This is a genomic window from Streptomyces sp. NPDC001750, assembly GCF_042892615.1.
Taxonomy (GTDB): Bacteria; Actinomycetota; Actinomycetes; order Streptomycetales; family Streptomycetaceae; genus Streptomyces.
On the sequence record NZ_JBIAUE010000061.1, the window covers coordinates 1 to 15157 of the forward strand.

Annotated in this window: 14 protein-coding genes and 5 pseudogenes; 9 read left to right on the forward strand and 10 right to left on the reverse strand. The window is 68.3% G+C overall.

The window, feature by feature from the left end; translation table 11 throughout:
* Positions 1 to 383 precede the first annotated feature (383 nt).
* From ACFYY6_RS37430 to ACFYY6_RS37445, 4 genes and pseudogenes are all read right to left on the reverse strand, one after another.
* Positions 384 to 704, reverse strand: coding sequence for a beta/gamma crystallin domain-containing protein (locus ACFYY6_RS37430; protein ID WP_351525651.1), 321 nt, complete (start codon positions 702 to 704; stop codon positions 384 to 386).
* Between the two features lie 290 nt (positions 705 to 994).
* Complete coding sequence (locus ACFYY6_RS37435) at positions 995 to 2035, reverse strand: hypothetical protein (RefSeq protein WP_388653184.1); 1041 nt, start codon at positions 2033 to 2035, stop codon at positions 995 to 997.
* Positions 2036 to 2197: 162 nt separating this feature from the next.
* Positions 2198 to 3145, reverse strand: coding sequence for a CPBP family intramembrane glutamic endopeptidase (locus ACFYY6_RS37440; protein ID WP_386610706.1), 948 nt, complete (start codon positions 3143 to 3145; stop codon positions 2198 to 2200).
* A gap of 106 nt (positions 3146 to 3251) precedes the next feature.
* Positions 3252 to 3428, reverse strand: a pseudogene (locus ACFYY6_RS37445) (DNA-binding response regulator); the annotation flags it as partial.
* 54 nt (positions 3429 to 3482) lie between these two features.
* On the opposite strand from ACFYY6_RS37445, the gene ACFYY6_RS37450 reads away from it, so the two are divergent.
* Complete coding sequence (locus tag ACFYY6_RS37450) at positions 3483 to 4076, forward strand: reverse transcriptase domain-containing protein (protein WP_389197644.1); 594 nt, start codon at positions 3483 to 3485, stop codon at positions 4074 to 4076.
* Positions 4077 to 4327: 251 nt separating this feature from the next.
* On the opposite strand, the gene ACFYY6_RS37455 is transcribed toward ACFYY6_RS37450, so the two are convergent.
* Both ACFYY6_RS37455 and ACFYY6_RS37460 read right to left on the reverse strand, forming a co-directional pair.
* Positions 4328 to 4603 (reverse strand): helix-turn-helix transcriptional regulator, encoded by a 276-nt coding sequence (locus ACFYY6_RS37455; RefSeq protein WP_351525655.1) that lies wholly within the window; start codon positions 4601 to 4603, stop codon positions 4328 to 4330.
* Positions 4603 to 5103, reverse strand: coding sequence for a DUF2975 domain-containing protein (locus tag ACFYY6_RS37460; RefSeq protein WP_388653192.1), 501 nt, complete (start codon positions 5101 to 5103; stop codon positions 4603 to 4605). The genes ACFYY6_RS37455 and ACFYY6_RS37460 overlap by 1 nt, the downstream gene beginning before the upstream one ends.
* A gap of 135 nt (positions 5104 to 5238) precedes the next feature.
* Here ACFYY6_RS37460 and ACFYY6_RS37465 point away from each other — a divergent pair.
* A pseudogene (locus tag ACFYY6_RS37465) lies at positions 5239 to 6286 on the forward strand (Tn3 family transposase); the annotation flags it as partial.
* On the opposite strand, the gene ACFYY6_RS37470 reads toward ACFYY6_RS37465, so the two are convergent.
* Complete coding sequence (locus ACFYY6_RS37470; RefSeq protein ID WP_389197647.1) at positions 6192 to 6932, reverse strand: ATP-binding cassette domain-containing protein; 741 nt, start codon at positions 6930 to 6932, stop codon at positions 6192 to 6194. The pseudogene ACFYY6_RS37465 and the gene ACFYY6_RS37470 sit on opposite strands and share 95 nt — an antisense overlap.
* Positions 6933 to 7419: 487 nt before the next feature.
* Here ACFYY6_RS37470 and ACFYY6_RS37475 point away from each other — a divergent pair, with 487 nt between their 5' ends.
* The 4 genes from ACFYY6_RS37475 to ACFYY6_RS37490 all read left to right on the forward strand — a co-directional run bounded on the left by ACFYY6_RS37475 (position 7420) and on the right by ACFYY6_RS37490 (position 11033).
* Positions 7420 to 8055 carry a dihydrofolate reductase family protein gene (locus tag ACFYY6_RS37475; RefSeq protein ID WP_389197649.1) on the forward strand — a complete coding sequence of 212 codons (636 nt, stop codon included), beginning with the start codon at positions 7420 to 7422 and terminating at the stop codon, positions 8053 to 8055.
* A 473-nt stretch (positions 8056 to 8528) separates the two neighbouring features.
* Positions 8529 to 8771: a dihydrofolate reductase family protein gene (locus ACFYY6_RS37480; protein ID WP_389197651.1), complete on the forward strand. Its 243-nt coding sequence runs from the start codon at positions 8529 to 8531 to the stop codon at positions 8769 to 8771.
* 509 nt (positions 8772 to 9280) lie between these two features.
* Positions 9281 to 10651: a PP2C family protein-serine/threonine phosphatase gene (locus tag ACFYY6_RS37485; RefSeq protein ID WP_389197653.1), complete on the forward strand. Its 1371-nt coding sequence runs from the start codon at positions 9281 to 9283 to the stop codon at positions 10649 to 10651.
* Between the two features lie 223 nt (positions 10652 to 10874).
* Positions 10875 to 11033, forward strand: coding sequence for a hypothetical protein (locus tag ACFYY6_RS37490; RefSeq protein WP_389197655.1), 159 nt, complete (start codon positions 10875 to 10877; stop codon positions 11031 to 11033).
* A gap of 176 nt (positions 11034 to 11209) precedes the next feature.
* On the opposite strand, the gene ACFYY6_RS37495 is transcribed toward ACFYY6_RS37490, so the two are convergent.
* A complete protein-coding gene (locus ACFYY6_RS37495) occupies positions 11210 to 11812 on the reverse strand; it encodes a GNAT family N-acetyltransferase (RefSeq protein WP_389197657.1) in 603 nt (200 codons plus the stop codon).
* Positions 11813 to 11930: 118 nt separating this feature from the next.
* On the opposite strand from ACFYY6_RS37495, the gene ACFYY6_RS37500 reads away from it, so the two are divergent.
* A complete protein-coding gene (locus tag ACFYY6_RS37500; protein WP_389197659.1) occupies positions 11931 to 12092 on the forward strand; it encodes a hypothetical protein in 162 nt (53 codons plus the stop codon).
* A 63-nt stretch (positions 12093 to 12155) separates the two neighbouring features.
* On the opposite strand, the pseudogene tnpA reads toward ACFYY6_RS37500, so the two are convergent.
* Positions 12156 to 12571, reverse strand: a pseudogene (tnpA, locus tag ACFYY6_RS37505) (IS200/IS605 family transposase).
* Between the two features lie 26 nt (positions 12572 to 12597).
* Here tnpA and ACFYY6_RS37510 point away from each other — a divergent pair.
* Both ACFYY6_RS37510 and ACFYY6_RS37515 read left to right on the forward strand, forming a co-directional pair.
* Positions 12598 to 13107, forward strand: a pseudogene (locus ACFYY6_RS37510) (RNA-guided endonuclease InsQ/TnpB family protein); the annotation flags it as partial.
* A gap of 219 nt (positions 13108 to 13326) precedes the next feature.
* Positions 13327 to 14446 (forward strand): annotated as a pseudogene (locus ACFYY6_RS37515) (IS630 family transposase).
* 71 nt (positions 14447 to 14517) lie between these two features.
* Here the strand turns inward: ACFYY6_RS37515 and ACFYY6_RS37520 are convergent.
* Positions 14518 to 14895, reverse strand: coding sequence for a nuclear transport factor 2 family protein (locus tag ACFYY6_RS37520; RefSeq protein WP_351526164.1), 378 nt, complete (start codon positions 14893 to 14895; stop codon positions 14518 to 14520).
* Between the last annotated feature and the right edge of the window lie 262 nt (positions 14896 to 15157).

Genomic DNA, 15157 nt, shown 5'->3' on the forward strand with positions numbered 1-15157 from the left:
CGGTACTCGGAGACGGGTACGCCGGGTTCGGCGAGCGGCACGGAGAAACGGACCGGTAGCAACACCGGCACCGCGCTCCGTGCCGACTCAACAGGCACCCCCCGCAACGTCCAGCGTCTTCCCCTTGGTGCTCACACCAGTCCAGGGCGCGTGGGCCGTCGAGTGGGAGGCGGAGAGGCGAGGCTTCCTCCGGGCCGCACCGCCCCTTACACGGCCCGGGAATCGCTTGCCAGCCCTTCCGTCGCGGAAGTCGGCCTTCTTTCATCCTTCTGGTGGTCCGCCGTCAGTAGCGAACACACGGGCGGGCGAAGGCATCCGGACCTCGGACAACCGTGGCGGCCCGCCGGAAGAAACCAGCGGGCCGTCAGGGCCTCGAGATCAGCTCAGACGATGCGGATGTAATCGATGGTGATCCGCGGGAAGGTCATGGACGACCACTTCAGGAGACTGTAGGTGGCCCCGCCGGGCCCCCGGAGCTGGACAGCGTTGTTCCCTGTACTTACGGAGGTCACGTTGGGGATCTGATACATGTCGGTTGTTCCCGAGTTGGCGAAACACAGCGAGCCGCCGTCGTAGTTGATCCGCAGCAGGTCCGTGGGACCACAACCGGTCTCGTTGATCGCTGCCGCATTGCCGGCGGGGACGGCGACAACGAGCATCGCCGCCGTGGCCATAGTGGTGAGCGCCTTCGTGATTCTCTTCATGGTTCGAACTCCTCACATCGGCACCTGCCGGTCCGATTCATAGAGATGACGGGCCTTCCCCCGTGACAGTGGAGACGCGTTCGTGTGTCAGGCGGCCAGCGTGAGCTTAGCCGCGTGGTGTAGGCGTTCGTATTTGTCGGGGGCAAAGATGGCCGTTGGCGGAGTGCCGACGGCGGGTGTTGTAGCGGGTAAGCCAGGCGGAGACGGTCTTTCTGCAGGTGGCCGGGGCTCCGTCATCGCCTCGCTGCTCGTCGGTGTCAGTCTCGGCATCCTCGGCGGCGGGTCGATCCTCACCGTGCCCCTCCTGATGATCGGGCAGGACATCGAGGCAGGCTCCCCGGCCGGGCGCCGAGATGCACATGCATCAGTGCAAGAACGGAACACACCGGCGGCGACATGACCGCAGGCAGGAGCAGCAGCCCGACCGTGCTCGGCGTGATCGTCGCCAGGACGGCCGTCATGTAGGGATTGCCGTCGCTGATCCACGACATGGCCGCTCCCGCCGGCTGCACCAGCGGAAATGCTGCCTCCCGCAGCAGCAGGAAGGCGGCGCCGACGGCCAGGGCCAGTAGTAGGCAGATGCCGAACGTTCTCGCCGGGGCCCCGCGGGTCAACGCCCAGGAGCGGCGCACCGCTTCCCTGGGCGCGAGCCCATCGGAGACCAGGAAGGCGGTGGCCGTGCAGAGGCGGGAGGCGACGTAGAAGCCCACGATCACGGTGGCGAGAAGTACGCCCTGGCACGCCAGTTCGTACAGAGACACCCGGGTGTCCGTCAGCAGCCGGTCCCGGACGCCCGGTATCAGACGTGCTTCGAGGACGAACCAGAACACAAGGCCCGGCAGGATCGCGGCACCGACATGCCCTGTGGTCCGCGTCTGCACCCGCAGCGCGGCCCCGAGGTGGGGACGGGTGCTCCGCCAGACTTCGCGGGTGGTCGACCGCCGCACCCCTGCGAGGTACTGGTCGGCCGCGACGGCGTGTGCGGCGTGCAGCAGGCCCAGCACGAGACCGGCGAGGACTACCAGCAGAACCGTGGCGACCGCGCCGACGGTGAGCACGGTGCCGATGTGCCCGGTGTAACCGCTGGCGGCGTCCTCCTGTGCGATGGCAATCTGTTCTTCCCGCCATGCCGTGGCGTATGGGCCCGCGATCACGGCGAACCCGGCCGCCAGCACCGACAGACCGAGGACCGCGGTCACCGCGGTCGCGACGAGACCGATCCCGTAGAGCGGGCGCCCGTGACCGGTGAGGAGGCCGATCACCAGACCCGTCAGCGGTTGCCTGGTTCCCCTTCGTCGGCCGTCGTCCCCTCGTGCCGCATTCCCGGACATGGTGTCCAACTCCTCTGCTGTCGCCCGGATCCGTCATGGTGGGGAGGGAACCGGCAGTTCAATCGCGCCATGTTCCTCCCCGCCTTCGCCCGCAGGAACGCCGACGCCGCCTCCCGTACCTCCTGCGACCGGCCATCGGCCTGCCCGGAGTGCTCGGTCGGGCTATCCGGCGTTCTGCTGGTCGCGGCCGGGCGGCTCCACTGCCCGCACCCCGAGTCGGCCGCGGGTGGCGATCAGCAGGATGAGAGCCGCCGTGACGGAGCTGAGCAGGAACGCGTGGGCGGAGTAGTCGCGGGGCAGCGACGGGAACATGTCCGCCCAGGCCAGGGAGAAGAAGTTGTTGATGCTGCAGTGCAGCAGCATGACCAGGGGCATGCTCTCGCCGGAGCGGTTGAACAGCCAGGTCATGACGAAGCTGAAGGCGGTCGTCGTAGCGATGAACTCAAGGACCTGGAGGGAGGTTACGTCCGTGGAGCCGCCCCACTCGGTCAGGAACAGCGGCAGGTGCCAGGCGCCCCACAGCGGACCGACGACGAGGGTGGCGACCAGGGGGCCGTAGCGGCGCTGGAGGAGGGGCATTGCGAACTCGCGCCAGCCGGGCTCCTCGGCGAGGCCGGTGGTGATCATCTGCAGGATCAGACCGGGCAGGTACGCGGCGAGCATCGCGGCGGTCGGCAGCGCGGGGCCGCGGTCGGCCAGTGCGACCGCGGTGAGGGTCAGCGCGGCGGGCACCGAGAGGAGCACCAGGGCATACCAGTGCCAGCCGACCCGGAACTTGGTCATCCGGCTCCGCCAGGTCCGCAGCCCTTGGCGACCCTGGGTGACCCAGGTGACCAGGAGGGCCGACGCGATCGGGCCGAGATAGGCGCCGGGCAGGACGCCCAGCAGCTGGGTCGTGCCACCGAACGCGGGGAAGGCGAAGTGCCAGATGCCCAGGCCGTTTTCGGACAGGACGTACGGCATCCAGCCCAGCCAGCTCAGCAGGTAGGACAGCGAGAAGAACCAGATCAGGGGACGGCGATGGATGCTGCCCCAGAGTCCGGAGAGGCGGCCCCGTCCGTCGGCGGGGGCCGGTCGGGTTTCGGCGGGGGCTTGGGGTTGGAGGCTCATCGCGGTGTCCGTTCGGAGGGCGTCGAAGTGGCGTGTTCAGCACATCAGCGCGACGTCCGCAGATCGCTGCCGTGCGCACCCCAAGTGTTGGTACAGCAGGCTGTACTCACCGACCCTGGCGGGCGTCCTCCAGGTAGTGCAGGACCGCGGCCACCCGGCGGTCCACCCGGTGGGTCGGGAAGAGGTCGAGTTTGGCGAAGATGCTGCGGATGTGCTTGTGGATCGCGCCGTCCGTGACGACGAGCCGTTCGGCGATGGCGCTGTTGCCGAGCCCCTCGGCTATCACGATCCGCAGGTCACGTTCCACAGGGAAGATCCACCTCAAGGGTTGTCGGGCGTGGGGTTTGACATCGCCAAGTTCTTCGACAACGTGCCCTGGGACCTCCTTGTCAAGGCGGTGGAAGCTCACACTGATGCCGTTCGGGTGAAGTTGTATGTGGAGCGGTGGCTTGCTGCCCCGCTCAAGCTGCCCGACGGTTCCCTGAAGGACCGCGAGCGCGGGACTCCGCAAGGGGCTCCCGTCTCGCCTGTCCTGGCGAACCTGTTCCCGCACTATGCGTTCGATCTCTGGATGGACCGGGAGTTCCCCACCGTCTGGTTCGAACGGTATGCAGACGACGCGGTACTGCACTGCGTCTCGGAGCGGCAGGCCGTGAAAGTACTGTCCGCTCTGGAGAACAGGATGGCCGAGGTCGGATTGCGCCTGCATCCGGACAAGACCCGGATCGTGTACTGGAAGGACGGGAAGCGCCGGGGCTCCTTCGGAGCCACGGCATTCACCTTCCTCGGGTTCACGTTTCGGGCCAGGTGCATTCAGGACCGCAATGGCAAGCGGAGACGGGACGCCGTGCACCTTCTCGGGTGCCGGTCTTCCCGTCCCCGCCCTGGCGCCGACGCCACCAAGCCACCGCCCAACGCAGCCACTACCTGAGAAGAACCAGCTCAGGGCACGATCTGTTGCTGGAGTACTCACTCCTCGGGCACGAACGGGGGAGTGGAGGGCGGATCGTTCCGCGGTGACATCGGCGAGCTTGTCCCTGGGGCTGCCGAGAACCCTGGGGCTGGGTCTGCGGATGGGACGTTCCTGGGCGAGGACGCGTTGGATGTGCCGTGACCGGTGGTCGTGCGGCCTGCGCGGTCGGCCGTGGTGGCGGGTCGTCGTGGCGGGCTTTCGCGGGTGTTTCAGCCGACGAGTCCGGCGCCGCTCTTCTCGCGGCTCACAGCGCTGTTCCCGTCGCTCTCGTCGTCCTCATCGTCGGGGACCCAGCGCAGTACGTCGCCGGGCTGACAGCCGAGGGTGCGGCAGATCGCGTCGAGCGTCGTGAAACGCACCGCCTTGGCGCGCCCATTCTTCAGCACAGCGACGTTGGCGGGGGTGATGCCGACGGCAGCGGCGAACTCTCCGACCGACATGTTGCGTTTGGCAAGTTGCACGTCCAGGTCGACGACGATCGCCATCACACCACCTCGGCGATCTCGGTCTCCAGATCCGTCGCCTTGCGCAGCAGGCCGCGCATGATGACGATCAGCATGACGAACGCCGTCCCCACGCCGACGCTCGCCATCGCGGCGAACAGGGCGCCGAGGACGGCCATGTTGTCGTCATCGGGGGTGGGGATCTCGGCCAGGGTCAGGTGTCCGGTGACGCCGAGCGCCAACAGCGTCGCCACGGCCGAGGACCCGATGACGGTGTCGACCCAGCGGAAGGCCCTCGGGGTGAAGATCGCGTCGCGTCGGACCATGGTGAGCAGCATCCACACTGCGACGAGCGCGACTTGAACGCAGGCAACGCCGATGATCGCCACGGTCGCATAGGGTGCGGCGAACGGGGCGTAGGGAGGGAAGCGGTCGACTTCATCGGCCGCTGTGGTTGGGATGACCACGAACTGACCGAAGAGGCCCAGCGTGATCGCTGCGATGATACCGGCTCGGAGCGCGACGATGAAGAAGCGATTCATGTATCGATTATCGATCGATATCGATCGAAAGTCAATCGATCTGCCTGGCAGTCCTGTGTTGTCCGTCTCGCCTGCCGCTCGCTAACGCGCTTGAACGTCAACGGTGTTCGGCTGGAGGGAGCAGCCGCGTGGGGCCCCGTGATCGGCGGGGTCGACGCGCTGAAGTACGGCAGGTTGTCCCACGTCGACCAGGCGTATCTGCGGCTCGCGACGTATCGGGCCGCGAACGCCACCCTGATCGAGCACCAGGCGTCCATCGGCCTCGCGCAGGCGTGGGGCGGCAGCCTGGTCGCCGGTCGACGCGATGTTCGTCGTCCCAGTGGCGCCACCTGGCTCGACATGATCAACGACCAGGCGGCGGGACTGGGTGGGAAGGTGGTGGCCGGCACCCCTCGCGACTCCCTGTACGTGCTGGACGTCCTCTACGACCGCGACGGCGGCAAGCGTCCGGAGATGATCGTCACCTACACCGCCTCGTACAGCGACATCGTCTTCGGCCTGCTGACCCTGGCCGGGTTCACGTACCCCCCGCAGCTGGCGGACCTGCCCGTTCAGAAGATGTGGCGCATCGACCGCACGGCCGACTACGGCGCCTTCCAGGACGCGGCCCGCAGCCGGGTCGACCTCGCCCAGATCGAGCGGCACTGGGAGGACATCCTGTGGATCACCGGCTTCATCCACACCGGAGCCGTCCGCGCCTACGACGTGATCCGGACGCTCTGACGCGACGGCCGCCCCACCCCCGCTCGGCGACGCGATCGCGCACTACGGGCGGATCGCGAAGACCATGCACATCCTGCGCCTGGCCGACGAGCCCGGCTGCCGCCGCCAGATCAAGGTGCAGGCCAAGCTCCAGGAAGGCCGCCACGCGCTCGCCCGGAAGATCTTCACGGCGGGACCGGGCAGCTCTACCAGCGCTAGCAGGGCGGCATTGGAGGACCAGATCGGTGCCCTGGGCCTCGTCCTCAACGCCTTGGTGCTGTTCAACACCCGGTGCATGGACGCCGCCGTCGCCCAGCTCCGCGCGGACGGCTTCGAGGTCCGTGACGAGGACGTCGCCCGGCTTTCCCCGTTCGCGCGGCATCACGTCAACATGCTCGGCCGGTACTCCTTCCAGCTCCCTGACCTGCCCGGCGGCCCGTGCCCTCTGCGTGACAAGAACGCGGCCGCCGACGACGGGTAGGCGCTGGCGTGGGGCGATCGGGCGGAAAGACGGAGCTGCCGTCGGCGACCACCGCCCCGTCCTCCAGCAGGATGACGCGATGCGCCGCCCGGGCCAGCTCGCGGTGGTGGGTGGCGAACAGGACCGCGGTGCCGTTGTCGCCCTCGGCGCGCAGCACATCCGCGAGGCGGGCGCGGGCGCGGGGGTCGAGGCGTTGCTCCGGCTCGTCGAGGACCAACAGGTCGCGGGGGCGCAGCAGCGCCGACGCGAGGAGCATCGCCTGGAGTTGCCCGGAGGACAGCGCGCTGGGCAGCGACTCCGCGTGGTCCGTGAGCCGCTGCTCTCGCAGAAGCAGGTCGATTTCATGCATGGGGACGCCGTGGGCCACCGCAACCAGTTCAAGATGCTGACGCACAGTCAAATCCGGGTAGCAGCTGAGCGCGTCGCCGACCACGGCGACCCGGGCCCGGACACGTGCGTCGTCCTCGCTCATCGGCTCCCCGCCGAACTTGACAGAGCCGGCGGTGGGCCGGTCACGGCCGCAGGCGATGCGCAGCAAGGTGGACTTTCCCGATCCGTTCGGGCCGAGCAAGGCCACGCGTTCGCCCGCGGCGACCTCCAGGTCGACGGTTCTGAGCGCCTCGCGCTCGCCGAAGGTGCGGCTCACACCCGTAACTGCCAGCAAGGCTGCCCGCACCCTCGCGGCTCCCCTCCCGGACGATCCCTGCCGTGCCAGGCATGAATCTACGAGATTAACGCCGTTGGGCTTGCCGGCTGCGGCTGTCCCCTCACCATGACCAGGTGTCATGGTGACTACAAAATGGCGACGGTCGGCGTCGCGCCGTTCCGGGTGGATCCAGCCATCACGGAGCGGTGGAACGGCAGACCGCCGCGGTGCGAGAGCTGTCCCGGCGCGCGTTTCCCGAGCCCGACGTCGTCCCGGACGATGCACCAGCACCGATCGAGCAGGCTCGCGCTGGCCCCGGCTCGGCCAGGTCCAACGCGACCTGCTCCGCGCCCCCGCACTTCGGCCGCCACGCGCGGCGTCGACCGCTGCTTTCCGCGACGAGTTTCTCTCCTGCGGGCAGTCCATCGTGATGGACTCGGCCGCTGGGCCGGTCCCGAACGATCAGCCAGTAGAGGGAGCGACGGCCATGAAACTGACGACCGTAACGAGCGTCTCGGTCGACGGGGTGATGCAGGGACTCGGGAAACCCGACGAGGACCGCAGAGGCGGATTCGAGCGCGGCGGATGGGCCATGTCCCTGTTCGACGACGAGGCCGCGAGGCTCCTCGGCCAGATCTACCAGCGTGCCAACGCGTTCCTGTTCGGCCACCGGACCTACGAGATCTTCGCCGATTCCTGGGGAACCGGGTCCTGGGGAACCGACCAGGGCGACAACCCCATCTCGGTGGCGTTGAACAGGCAGCCGAAGTACGTCGTATCGACCACGCTCAGCGAACCGCGGTGGGCGAACACGACCGTCCTCTCCGGTGACATGGCTGCCGATGTCCGCGAACTGAAAGCCGAGCCGGCCGGTGAGTGCCAGGTGCACGGCAGCGGCCAGACGGTCCGCTGGCTGCTCGACAACCACCTGGTCGACGAGATCACCCTGCTCACATATCCCGTGGTCGTCGGTCAGGGCACGCGGCTGTTCCCCGACACCGGCCCGGACGCGGCACTCGAGCTGACCGACTCACGGACCACCCCGAAGGGAATCACGATCCGGGTCTACCGGCCGACCGGCACCCCGGCCTACCCAACGGCCACACCGCCCCGGAGCGCCTGACGCAGCCTCTTGCCTCGCCCCCCGGACATCATCCTGGCGCGGGACGTCGAGAAGCAGGCCTCGACCACGACGTACTTATGGCACCTGCAGAGAACAAACGAAGGAGACAACCGGATGGGCAAGGTCACCACCGGTGCCACCACGATGTCCCTGGACGGCTACATCGCCGGGCCACAAGAGAGCGGGTTCGACCTGCTGTTCCAGTGGTACGGCAGCGGCGATGTCGAGATCCCGTCGGCCAGCCGCGACGTGCCACCGTTCCGCGTCTCCGCGGCCAGCGTCGAGCTGATCGAACAGGAGTGGCAGAACACCGGTGCGCTGGTCGTCGGTCGGCACCTCTACGACATGACGAATGCCTGGGGCGGACGCCACCCGATGGACGTGACTACGGTTGTGCTCACTCACCGTCGCCCGCAGGATCGCCCGACGGACGACGAGAACTTCGTGTTCGTCACGGGGGCATCGAGGCGGCCGTGGCCAGGGCGAAAGAGCTGGCGGGCGAGAAGGACGTCGTGGCCAACGGTGGGCAGATGGCACGGCAGTGCCTGGAGGCCGGCCTGCTGGACGAGGTCGGAATCGCGCTCGTACCGGTTGTCCTGGGCGGCGGGAAGAAGCTCTTCGGCGAGCTGGGCACCGCGCCCGTGCAGTTCGACGGACCCACTGCGGTGGTCGACGGCACGGGCGTCACCCACCTGCGCTACCGCGTCAGGAAGTGAACCCACGGAGCCCCACCGCGACCGGCCCCCGTCCGGCAGGCGCCGGACGGGGGCCGGTCAACGAGTTGATCCAAACGAGAGACCTTAGTACTCCATCAGGATTTCGCCGTCTGACCTGTGGCTTTCACTGGGCGGCTGGAGCGTAGCGGGACACGGAACGACCCGGGGGGTCGAACCATCTGGGTGAGCCCGGTGCCTCGCTGCTTGATGCTCTCGGCGGATGACCGCTTACGACCTCGTCCACGATTGGCAGTGGAGGAAGGAGCGGCGTCTGGAGCCTTCGAATCCAAGGCGGAGGAGGGAGTCGGATGGGGTCTCCCCTGCTCGAACGCAGCTGAGAGCTTGGGGAAGGAGCGTTGGGGACTGACGACAACGCCGGAGGCGGAGGTCCCAGACGCCGCGACGCCGCTGACAATCGTGGACGAGGTCGTTAGTTTCGGCCGTGATCCGGCGTGCTGGAAGGCGAGCAGTGCTGTCGTCGCGGGCCAGTGGGGAGGAAGGTGGAGGGCATGGGCGATGATCGAGGCGACAAGGCGCTGCTGGACCGTCTGACGTTGCTGGCGGAGGCACAGGCGGCGCTGGCCAGCACGCTGGACCTGCTGGAGGGGCTGCGGCGGGCGTGCCGGGTGCTGACCGGGCGGCTGGGGGATTGGTGCACGGTTGACCTGCTGGACGAGTGCGGCCGGCTGGAGCGGGCCGTCGTCGTCCACCGCACCCCCGAGACGCTGGCTCCCGGCGGCTACGAGGGGCCGCTGCCGCCGGTTCCGGAGGGTGACGACGGGCCACTGCCGCGGGTACTGCGCGGGGCGGGGCCCTTGCTGCTCGCCGACATCCTTCCGCCCGGCCGGGCGGAGAACCCGCTGCACGCCCGGCAGCTGGAACTGTTCGAGCAGCTGGGTGCGCGCAGCGCTGTCATCGCCCCGCTGCGGGCCCGCCGCGAGGTCCTCGGCGCACTGACCGTGGCCCGCACCGATGCCGACCGCCCCTTCACCGAAGACGATCTCCCGCCGATCGAGGACCTGGTCCGCGGCCTGGCGCTGCAGGTGGACAACGCGCGGCTGTACCAACAGACCCGGCACATCGCCGAGCGCTTCCAACGCGCCCTGCTGCCCGAGCTGCCGCAGGTCGAACACCTTCGGATCACCGCCCGCTATGCCCCCGCGCAGGCCATCGCCCAGGTCGGCGGTGACTGGTACGACGCCTTCGTCCTGCCGCAGGGCGACACGGCCCTGGTGATCGGCGATGTCACGGGCCACGACCTGCAGGCGGCGGTCGCCATGAGCGCGCTGCGCAACATGCTGCGCGGTATCGCTGTGGACCGCCAAGAGCCTCCCGGTGAGGTCCTGCGGCGTTTGGACGTCGCCAGTCACACGCTCCAGTCCCAGGAGACCGCGACGTGTATCTACGGCCTGGTCAAAGGCCCCGGGGAGCGGGGCTCGTGGGTCTTGCACCATTCCTCGGCCGGGCACCTGCCGCCGTTGGTGACCACCGCCGGCGGCGACACCCGTTATCTGGAGACGGGCGCGGGGCTGCTGATCGGCATGGATTCCGAGCACCGGCGTCTGACCGCCGTCGACGAGCTGCCCGCGCACTCCACCGTGCTGCTGTACACCGACGGACTGATCGAGCGCCGCGGCGAATCCCTCGACCACGGGCTGACCCGGCTGCGTCAGCACGCCGCCGCTCTCGCCCTCGAACCACTGGACGTCTTCTGCGACGAACTGCTGAGGGGGCTCGGCGCAGACAGCACCGACGACATCGCCCTGCTCGCCCTGCGACCCACTCCGCCCAAAGATTCCTGGCCGCCTTCAGCGGCATCTCGCCCCACTTCCGACCCGGCCGTTATCACCGCACCGCACCCGACCACCGCCTCGAGATGACCGGGCGCTTCACGATCTGCGACCAGATCACCGGCGCTGCCGGCCTGCCCGCCACGGCCTGATCGACAGCCGACAGCCGCCTCGACCACATCCTGACCCCCCGTCAGGCGCCTATACCCCCGAGAACGTGACAACGCCTCCACAGTGCCCTGGACATCGCCGAGATCGTGCGCCGGCTCCAGGAGAGGGGCACGTCATCGACCCCGAGGACCTGGCTCACATCTTGCCGTACCTGACCGAGCGCATCCGCCGCTTCGGCGAGTACTCCACCCATGAACTCGGCCTTGAACCCGAGGCGTACGACCCGCACCTCGACGTCGACCTCAGCCCGCTGCGCGGTGACGCCCCGCCCGCACCCGACGGCTATGACAAGGCGGCGTGACCCCGCGCCCGGGGTCACGCCGCCTTGTCAGGCCCTGAACCTGCCCGGCCGCTACAGCTTTACCGCCTCCACCCCGGCGGCGGCTTGCGCCCGCTGCGCGACCCGGACGCGCCCGTGCTCGACGAGGACGACGAGACGGCCTGAGCACAGCCCCCGTCGGTCAGATTCTCAGGCCCTCAGCGGGGGTCCCTGCGCATGCACCACGTGCGGAGGCTGTTGTCGGGGAGCTGGATATCGGCGGTGACCTTGAAGCCGAGGCGTTCGTAGAACCGCACGTTCGCCTCGCTGGAGGTCTCCAGGAACGCCGGATACCCGGCGCGCTCGGCCTCCTGGATGCCGGGAATCAGCACCGCACTGCCGAGGCCCTGCCCCTGGGCCTCGGGGGCGGTTCCCACGGTTTCCAGGAACCATCCCGGCTCCTGGGGCCGGTACGGGGCAGTGGCGGCGTCCACGGCCTCGGACGCGGCAGCCCGGTCGCCGCTGAGTTCGTCGAAGATCGGCCCGAGTTCGGCGAAGGCGGGCGAAGGATCCTGGCCAGGAATGGACCAGGCAGCCACGGCGCGGCCTTCGTCAGCGACCCAGACACGGCCGTACACCATGCTGATGCGGGTCAGGCACAACTCCTGAAACCTTCGGATCCGCTCCACGTGATTGTCGGCGGCGATCACGTACCGCGTGTAGGGATAGTCGGCGAAGGCCCGAGCGAGAGTATCGACCGCAGCGGGGACGTCGGCGTCGGTGATGGGGCGTACGGAAGGGGCTTTCTGGTGCTGTGGCATGTTCACCAAACGATCTCGACGGCAGGTTACTGCCTCGGCAACGCATTTGACCGGGCGCCTATGCCCTACACAACTGCTGCCCCCGAGAAGCGATAGTCTTCCGCCGACGCGGGCGCCCATGGCGGCGCTGGGCGGAGTCGCCCTGGCCGGTACTCCGCAGGCAACCGCCAATGCCCCGTACGCCCAGGCGGCCGCGGTCGTGAAGGCGGATGCGACGGTCAGGCGGGCCAAGGGGGTTGTGCGCGTCGACAAGGTCGACACCGGTCGCTACCGGGACTAATCGTAGTGCGCCGGGCTTCAGCCCGGTGGTGAAGCGATTCCGAGAAGTGTTCTGACCCGCAGGTCATAGCGGGCGATTCTGCTGCTCGATGTACTGGCGGACGATCGACAGCGGAGCCCCGCCGGCCGACCCGGCGAAGTAGGAGCCGGACCATAGCCGTTGCGCCCGCCAGTAATGCCGGACCAGTTCCGGGTACTCCTGGCGGAGCCTGCGGGAGCTGACGCCCTTCAGAGAGTTGACCAGCTTGGACAGGGCCACCTTTGGCGGGAAGTTCACAGGAGGTGGACGTGGTTGTTCTCGCCGTTGAACTCGACCAGCTCGCACTCGAAGTCCTCGCACACGGCGCGCGTGATCTCCTCCATCCGCTTGAGGTGGGCGTCCTTGAACACTTTGTGCCGGTACTTCGTCACGAAAACCAAGTGGGCGTGCAGGACGAACGCGCAGTGTCTGCCAGTACGAATGTTCTGATACTGGGCCATAAACCAACTCGAGTATGCTGATTGGCATGCAGCTTCGGTACAGCTTCCGCCTGTACCCGGACGGTCCACAGCGCTCCGCGCTGGCCAGGGCGTTCGGGTGTTCGCGGGTGGTCTACAACGACGGGCTTCGCGCTCGTGAGACCGCCCGCGCCGCAGGCGAGCCGTCCCCGAAGACCGGGGACCTTTCCAAGCTGCTGATCACCGAGGCGAAGAAGACCGGGGAGCGGGCCTGGCTCGGTGAGGTGTCCGCCGTTGTTCTCCAGCAGTCCCTTCGGGATCTCGACACCGCGTACCGCAACTTTTTCGACGGGCTGAAAGGCAAGCGCCCCCGCATGGGCGCGCCCCGGTTCAAGTCCCGCAGGGACAACCGGCAGGCCGTCCGGTTCACCGCGAACGCCCGCTGGAAAATCACGGCCGGCGGAGACCTGTCTCTGCCGAAGATCGGTGATGTGCGGGTGAAGTGGTCCCGCACCCTGCCGTCCGTGCCGTCCACGGTGACCGTGGTCAAGGACGCCGCCAGCCGGTACTTCGCCTCCATTCGAGCTCCGCTCCGCGTGCGCCACCGTTGGAAAGATGCGCCAACGGGGGGAGGAGAAAGCGCGAGTGACTGCCAGTGCGTCATCATGTATGAACTTCGCGCGTTCGGAAGCGCAGGCGGTGATCACCTGCTAGTGCTCTGACCGGGAAGGCTCACCGGGTTGGTGGTCGTGACGGTTGGATGTGCGGTGACGTCCGATCCGAGCGCTGGAGGCGCGGTGGCTGAGCCTGTCCGTGTACGCAGGCTGACCGAACAGGAGGGGCAGAAGCTGCAGCAGACCGTGCGTCGGGGCAGCACCAACTCGGTTCGCTACCGGCGCGCGATGATGCTGCTGGACTCGGCCGGCGGGAACCGGGCGCCTGTGATCGCCCAGCTGGTCAAGGCCGAGAGGACACCGTCCGGGACGTGATCCACCGGTTCAACGAGATCGGCCTGGCCTGCCTGGACCCTCGCTGGGCGGGAGGCCGTCCCCGCCGACTCAGCCCTGACGAGGAAGACTTCGTCATCCAGACGGCCACCACCCGTCCTACCAAGCTCGGCCGGCCCTTCACCCGCTGGTCGTTGCGCAAGCTCGCCGCCTACCTGCGGAAAGTGCACGGACGTGTCATCCACATCGGCCGTGAAGCCTTACGGTGCCTGCTCCGGCGCCGCGGCATCACCTTCCAGCGCACCAAGACCTGGAAGGAGTCACCCGAACCTGATCGCGACGCCAAGCTCGACCGGATCGAGCAGGTGCTGGACCGCTTCCCGGACCGGGTCTTCGCCTTCGACGAGTTCGGGCCCTTGGGGATCCGGCCCACCGCGGGCTCCTGCTGGGCGAAGGAGGGCAAGCCCGACCGCCTGCCGGCGACGTACCGCCGTACCCACGGTGTGACCTACTTCCACGGCTGCTACTTCGTCGGCGACGACCGGTTGTGGGGCGTCAACCGCCGCCGCAAAGGCACCGCCCCACCCTGGCCGCGCTGAAGTCGATCCGCGCCGCCCGGCCTGACGGAGCCCCGATCTACATCACCCTGGACAACCTCTCCGCCCACACCGGCGCGGACATCCTCCGCTGGGCGAAGAAGAACAAGGTCGAGCTGTGCTTCACCCCGACCTACGCTTCCTGGGCCAACCCGATCGAGGCCCACTTCGGCCCGCTGCGGCAGTTCACCCTGGCCAACTCCCACCACCGCAGCCACCCTGCGCAAACCCAGGCACTGCACCGCTGCCTGCGCTGGCGCAACACCAACGCCCGCCACCCCGACGTACTCGCCGCCCAACGCAAGGAACGCGCCCGCGCCCGCAGCGAAAAGGGCATTCGCTGGGGCGGACGCCCCCTCAACACCGCGGCCTGACCAACCGCGAACCGCAGCCCACGAACGCCGAGGGGGCAAGTTCAGGAGAAGGACAGCGACAGAAGGATGACTCAGGAGGCGACCGGCTCGATCTCCCCCGCGAAGACGATGACTTGGTCGATGAGGCTCCGTCGCAGATGGACGACATCCGTTCCCGCCAGGCGGGGGCCTCCATCAGGAGTAGTGAAGACCCACTGGTACCGGGCCCATTCGCCAGGCATGTCCACCGCTGAGCAGCGCACCATCGTGCCGGTCCCCGCCGGGTGGCGTCGGATGTCCAGCACGAACCGCTCGACCGCCGCGATTCCGTCGCTGCGACCCAACGGCCCCCAGAAGACCACGTCTGAGGTCAGGGCCTGGGAGAGCAGGGCAGTCACATAGCTGTCGTCCGAGGCGTTGAACGCGGAGATGAACGTGTCGATCGCGGAGCGTGCGGTCTCTTCCTGCATGCCCCAGTAATACCAGACGTTTCGCGTGCGCTCGTCCCACGAGCCGCCTTCCGATCACGGCAAACCTTGCCGGTCACGGCACTAGTGCCGTGACCGGCAACGTTTGCCCCGTCGCACCGTCCGGCACGCACTCCCCCAAGGCCTTAAGGGCCAGGGGGGACCCCCTTCGGCGTTGGCCGAGACCCCACGTAGCTCGCTACGAGGGCTTTCGGCCGCCTTGCGATCGCACGCACCGGACGACGCTCCTTCCGGGCAAACCTTG

Bases quoted from the DNA above. Each gene is read 5' to 3' on its own strand.
- ACFYY6_RS37440 (WP_386610706.1), bottom strand. From the start codon at position 3,145: ATGAGCCTCCAACCCCAAGCCCCCGCCGAAACCCGACCGGCCCCCGCC.
- ACFYY6_RS37495 (WP_389197657.1), bottom strand. From the start codon at position 11,812: ATGCCACAGCACCAGAAAGCCCCTTCCGTACGCCCCATCACCGACGCC.
- ACFYY6_RS37475 (WP_389197649.1), top strand. From the start codon at position 7,420: ATGAAACTGACGACCGTAACGAGCGTCTCGGTCGACGGGGTGATGCAG.
- ACFYY6_RS37520 (WP_351526164.1), bottom strand. From the start codon at position 14,895: ATGCAGGAAGAGACCGCACGCTCCGCGATCGACACGTTCATCTCCGCG.
- ACFYY6_RS37460 (WP_388653192.1), bottom strand. From the start codon at position 5,103: ATGAATCGCTTCTTCATCGTCGCGCTCCGAGCCGGTATCATCGCAGCG.
- ACFYY6_RS37430 (WP_351525651.1), bottom strand. From the start codon at position 704: ATGAAGAGAATCACGAAGGCGCTCACCACTATGGCCACGGCGGCGATG.
- ACFYY6_RS37485 (WP_389197653.1), top strand. From the start codon at position 9,281: ATGGGCGATGATCGAGGCGACAAGGCGCTGCTGGACCGTCTGACGTTG.
- ACFYY6_RS37500 (WP_389197659.1), top strand. From the start codon at position 11,931: ATGGCGGCGCTGGGCGGAGTCGCCCTGGCCGGTACTCCGCAGGCAACC.
- ACFYY6_RS37435 (WP_388653184.1), bottom strand. From the start codon at position 2,035: ATGTCCGGGAATGCGGCACGAGGGGACGACGGCCGACGAAGGGGAACC.
- ACFYY6_RS37455 (WP_351525655.1), bottom strand. From the start codon at position 4,603: ATGGCGATCGTCGTCGACCTGGACGTGCAACTTGCCAAACGCAACATG.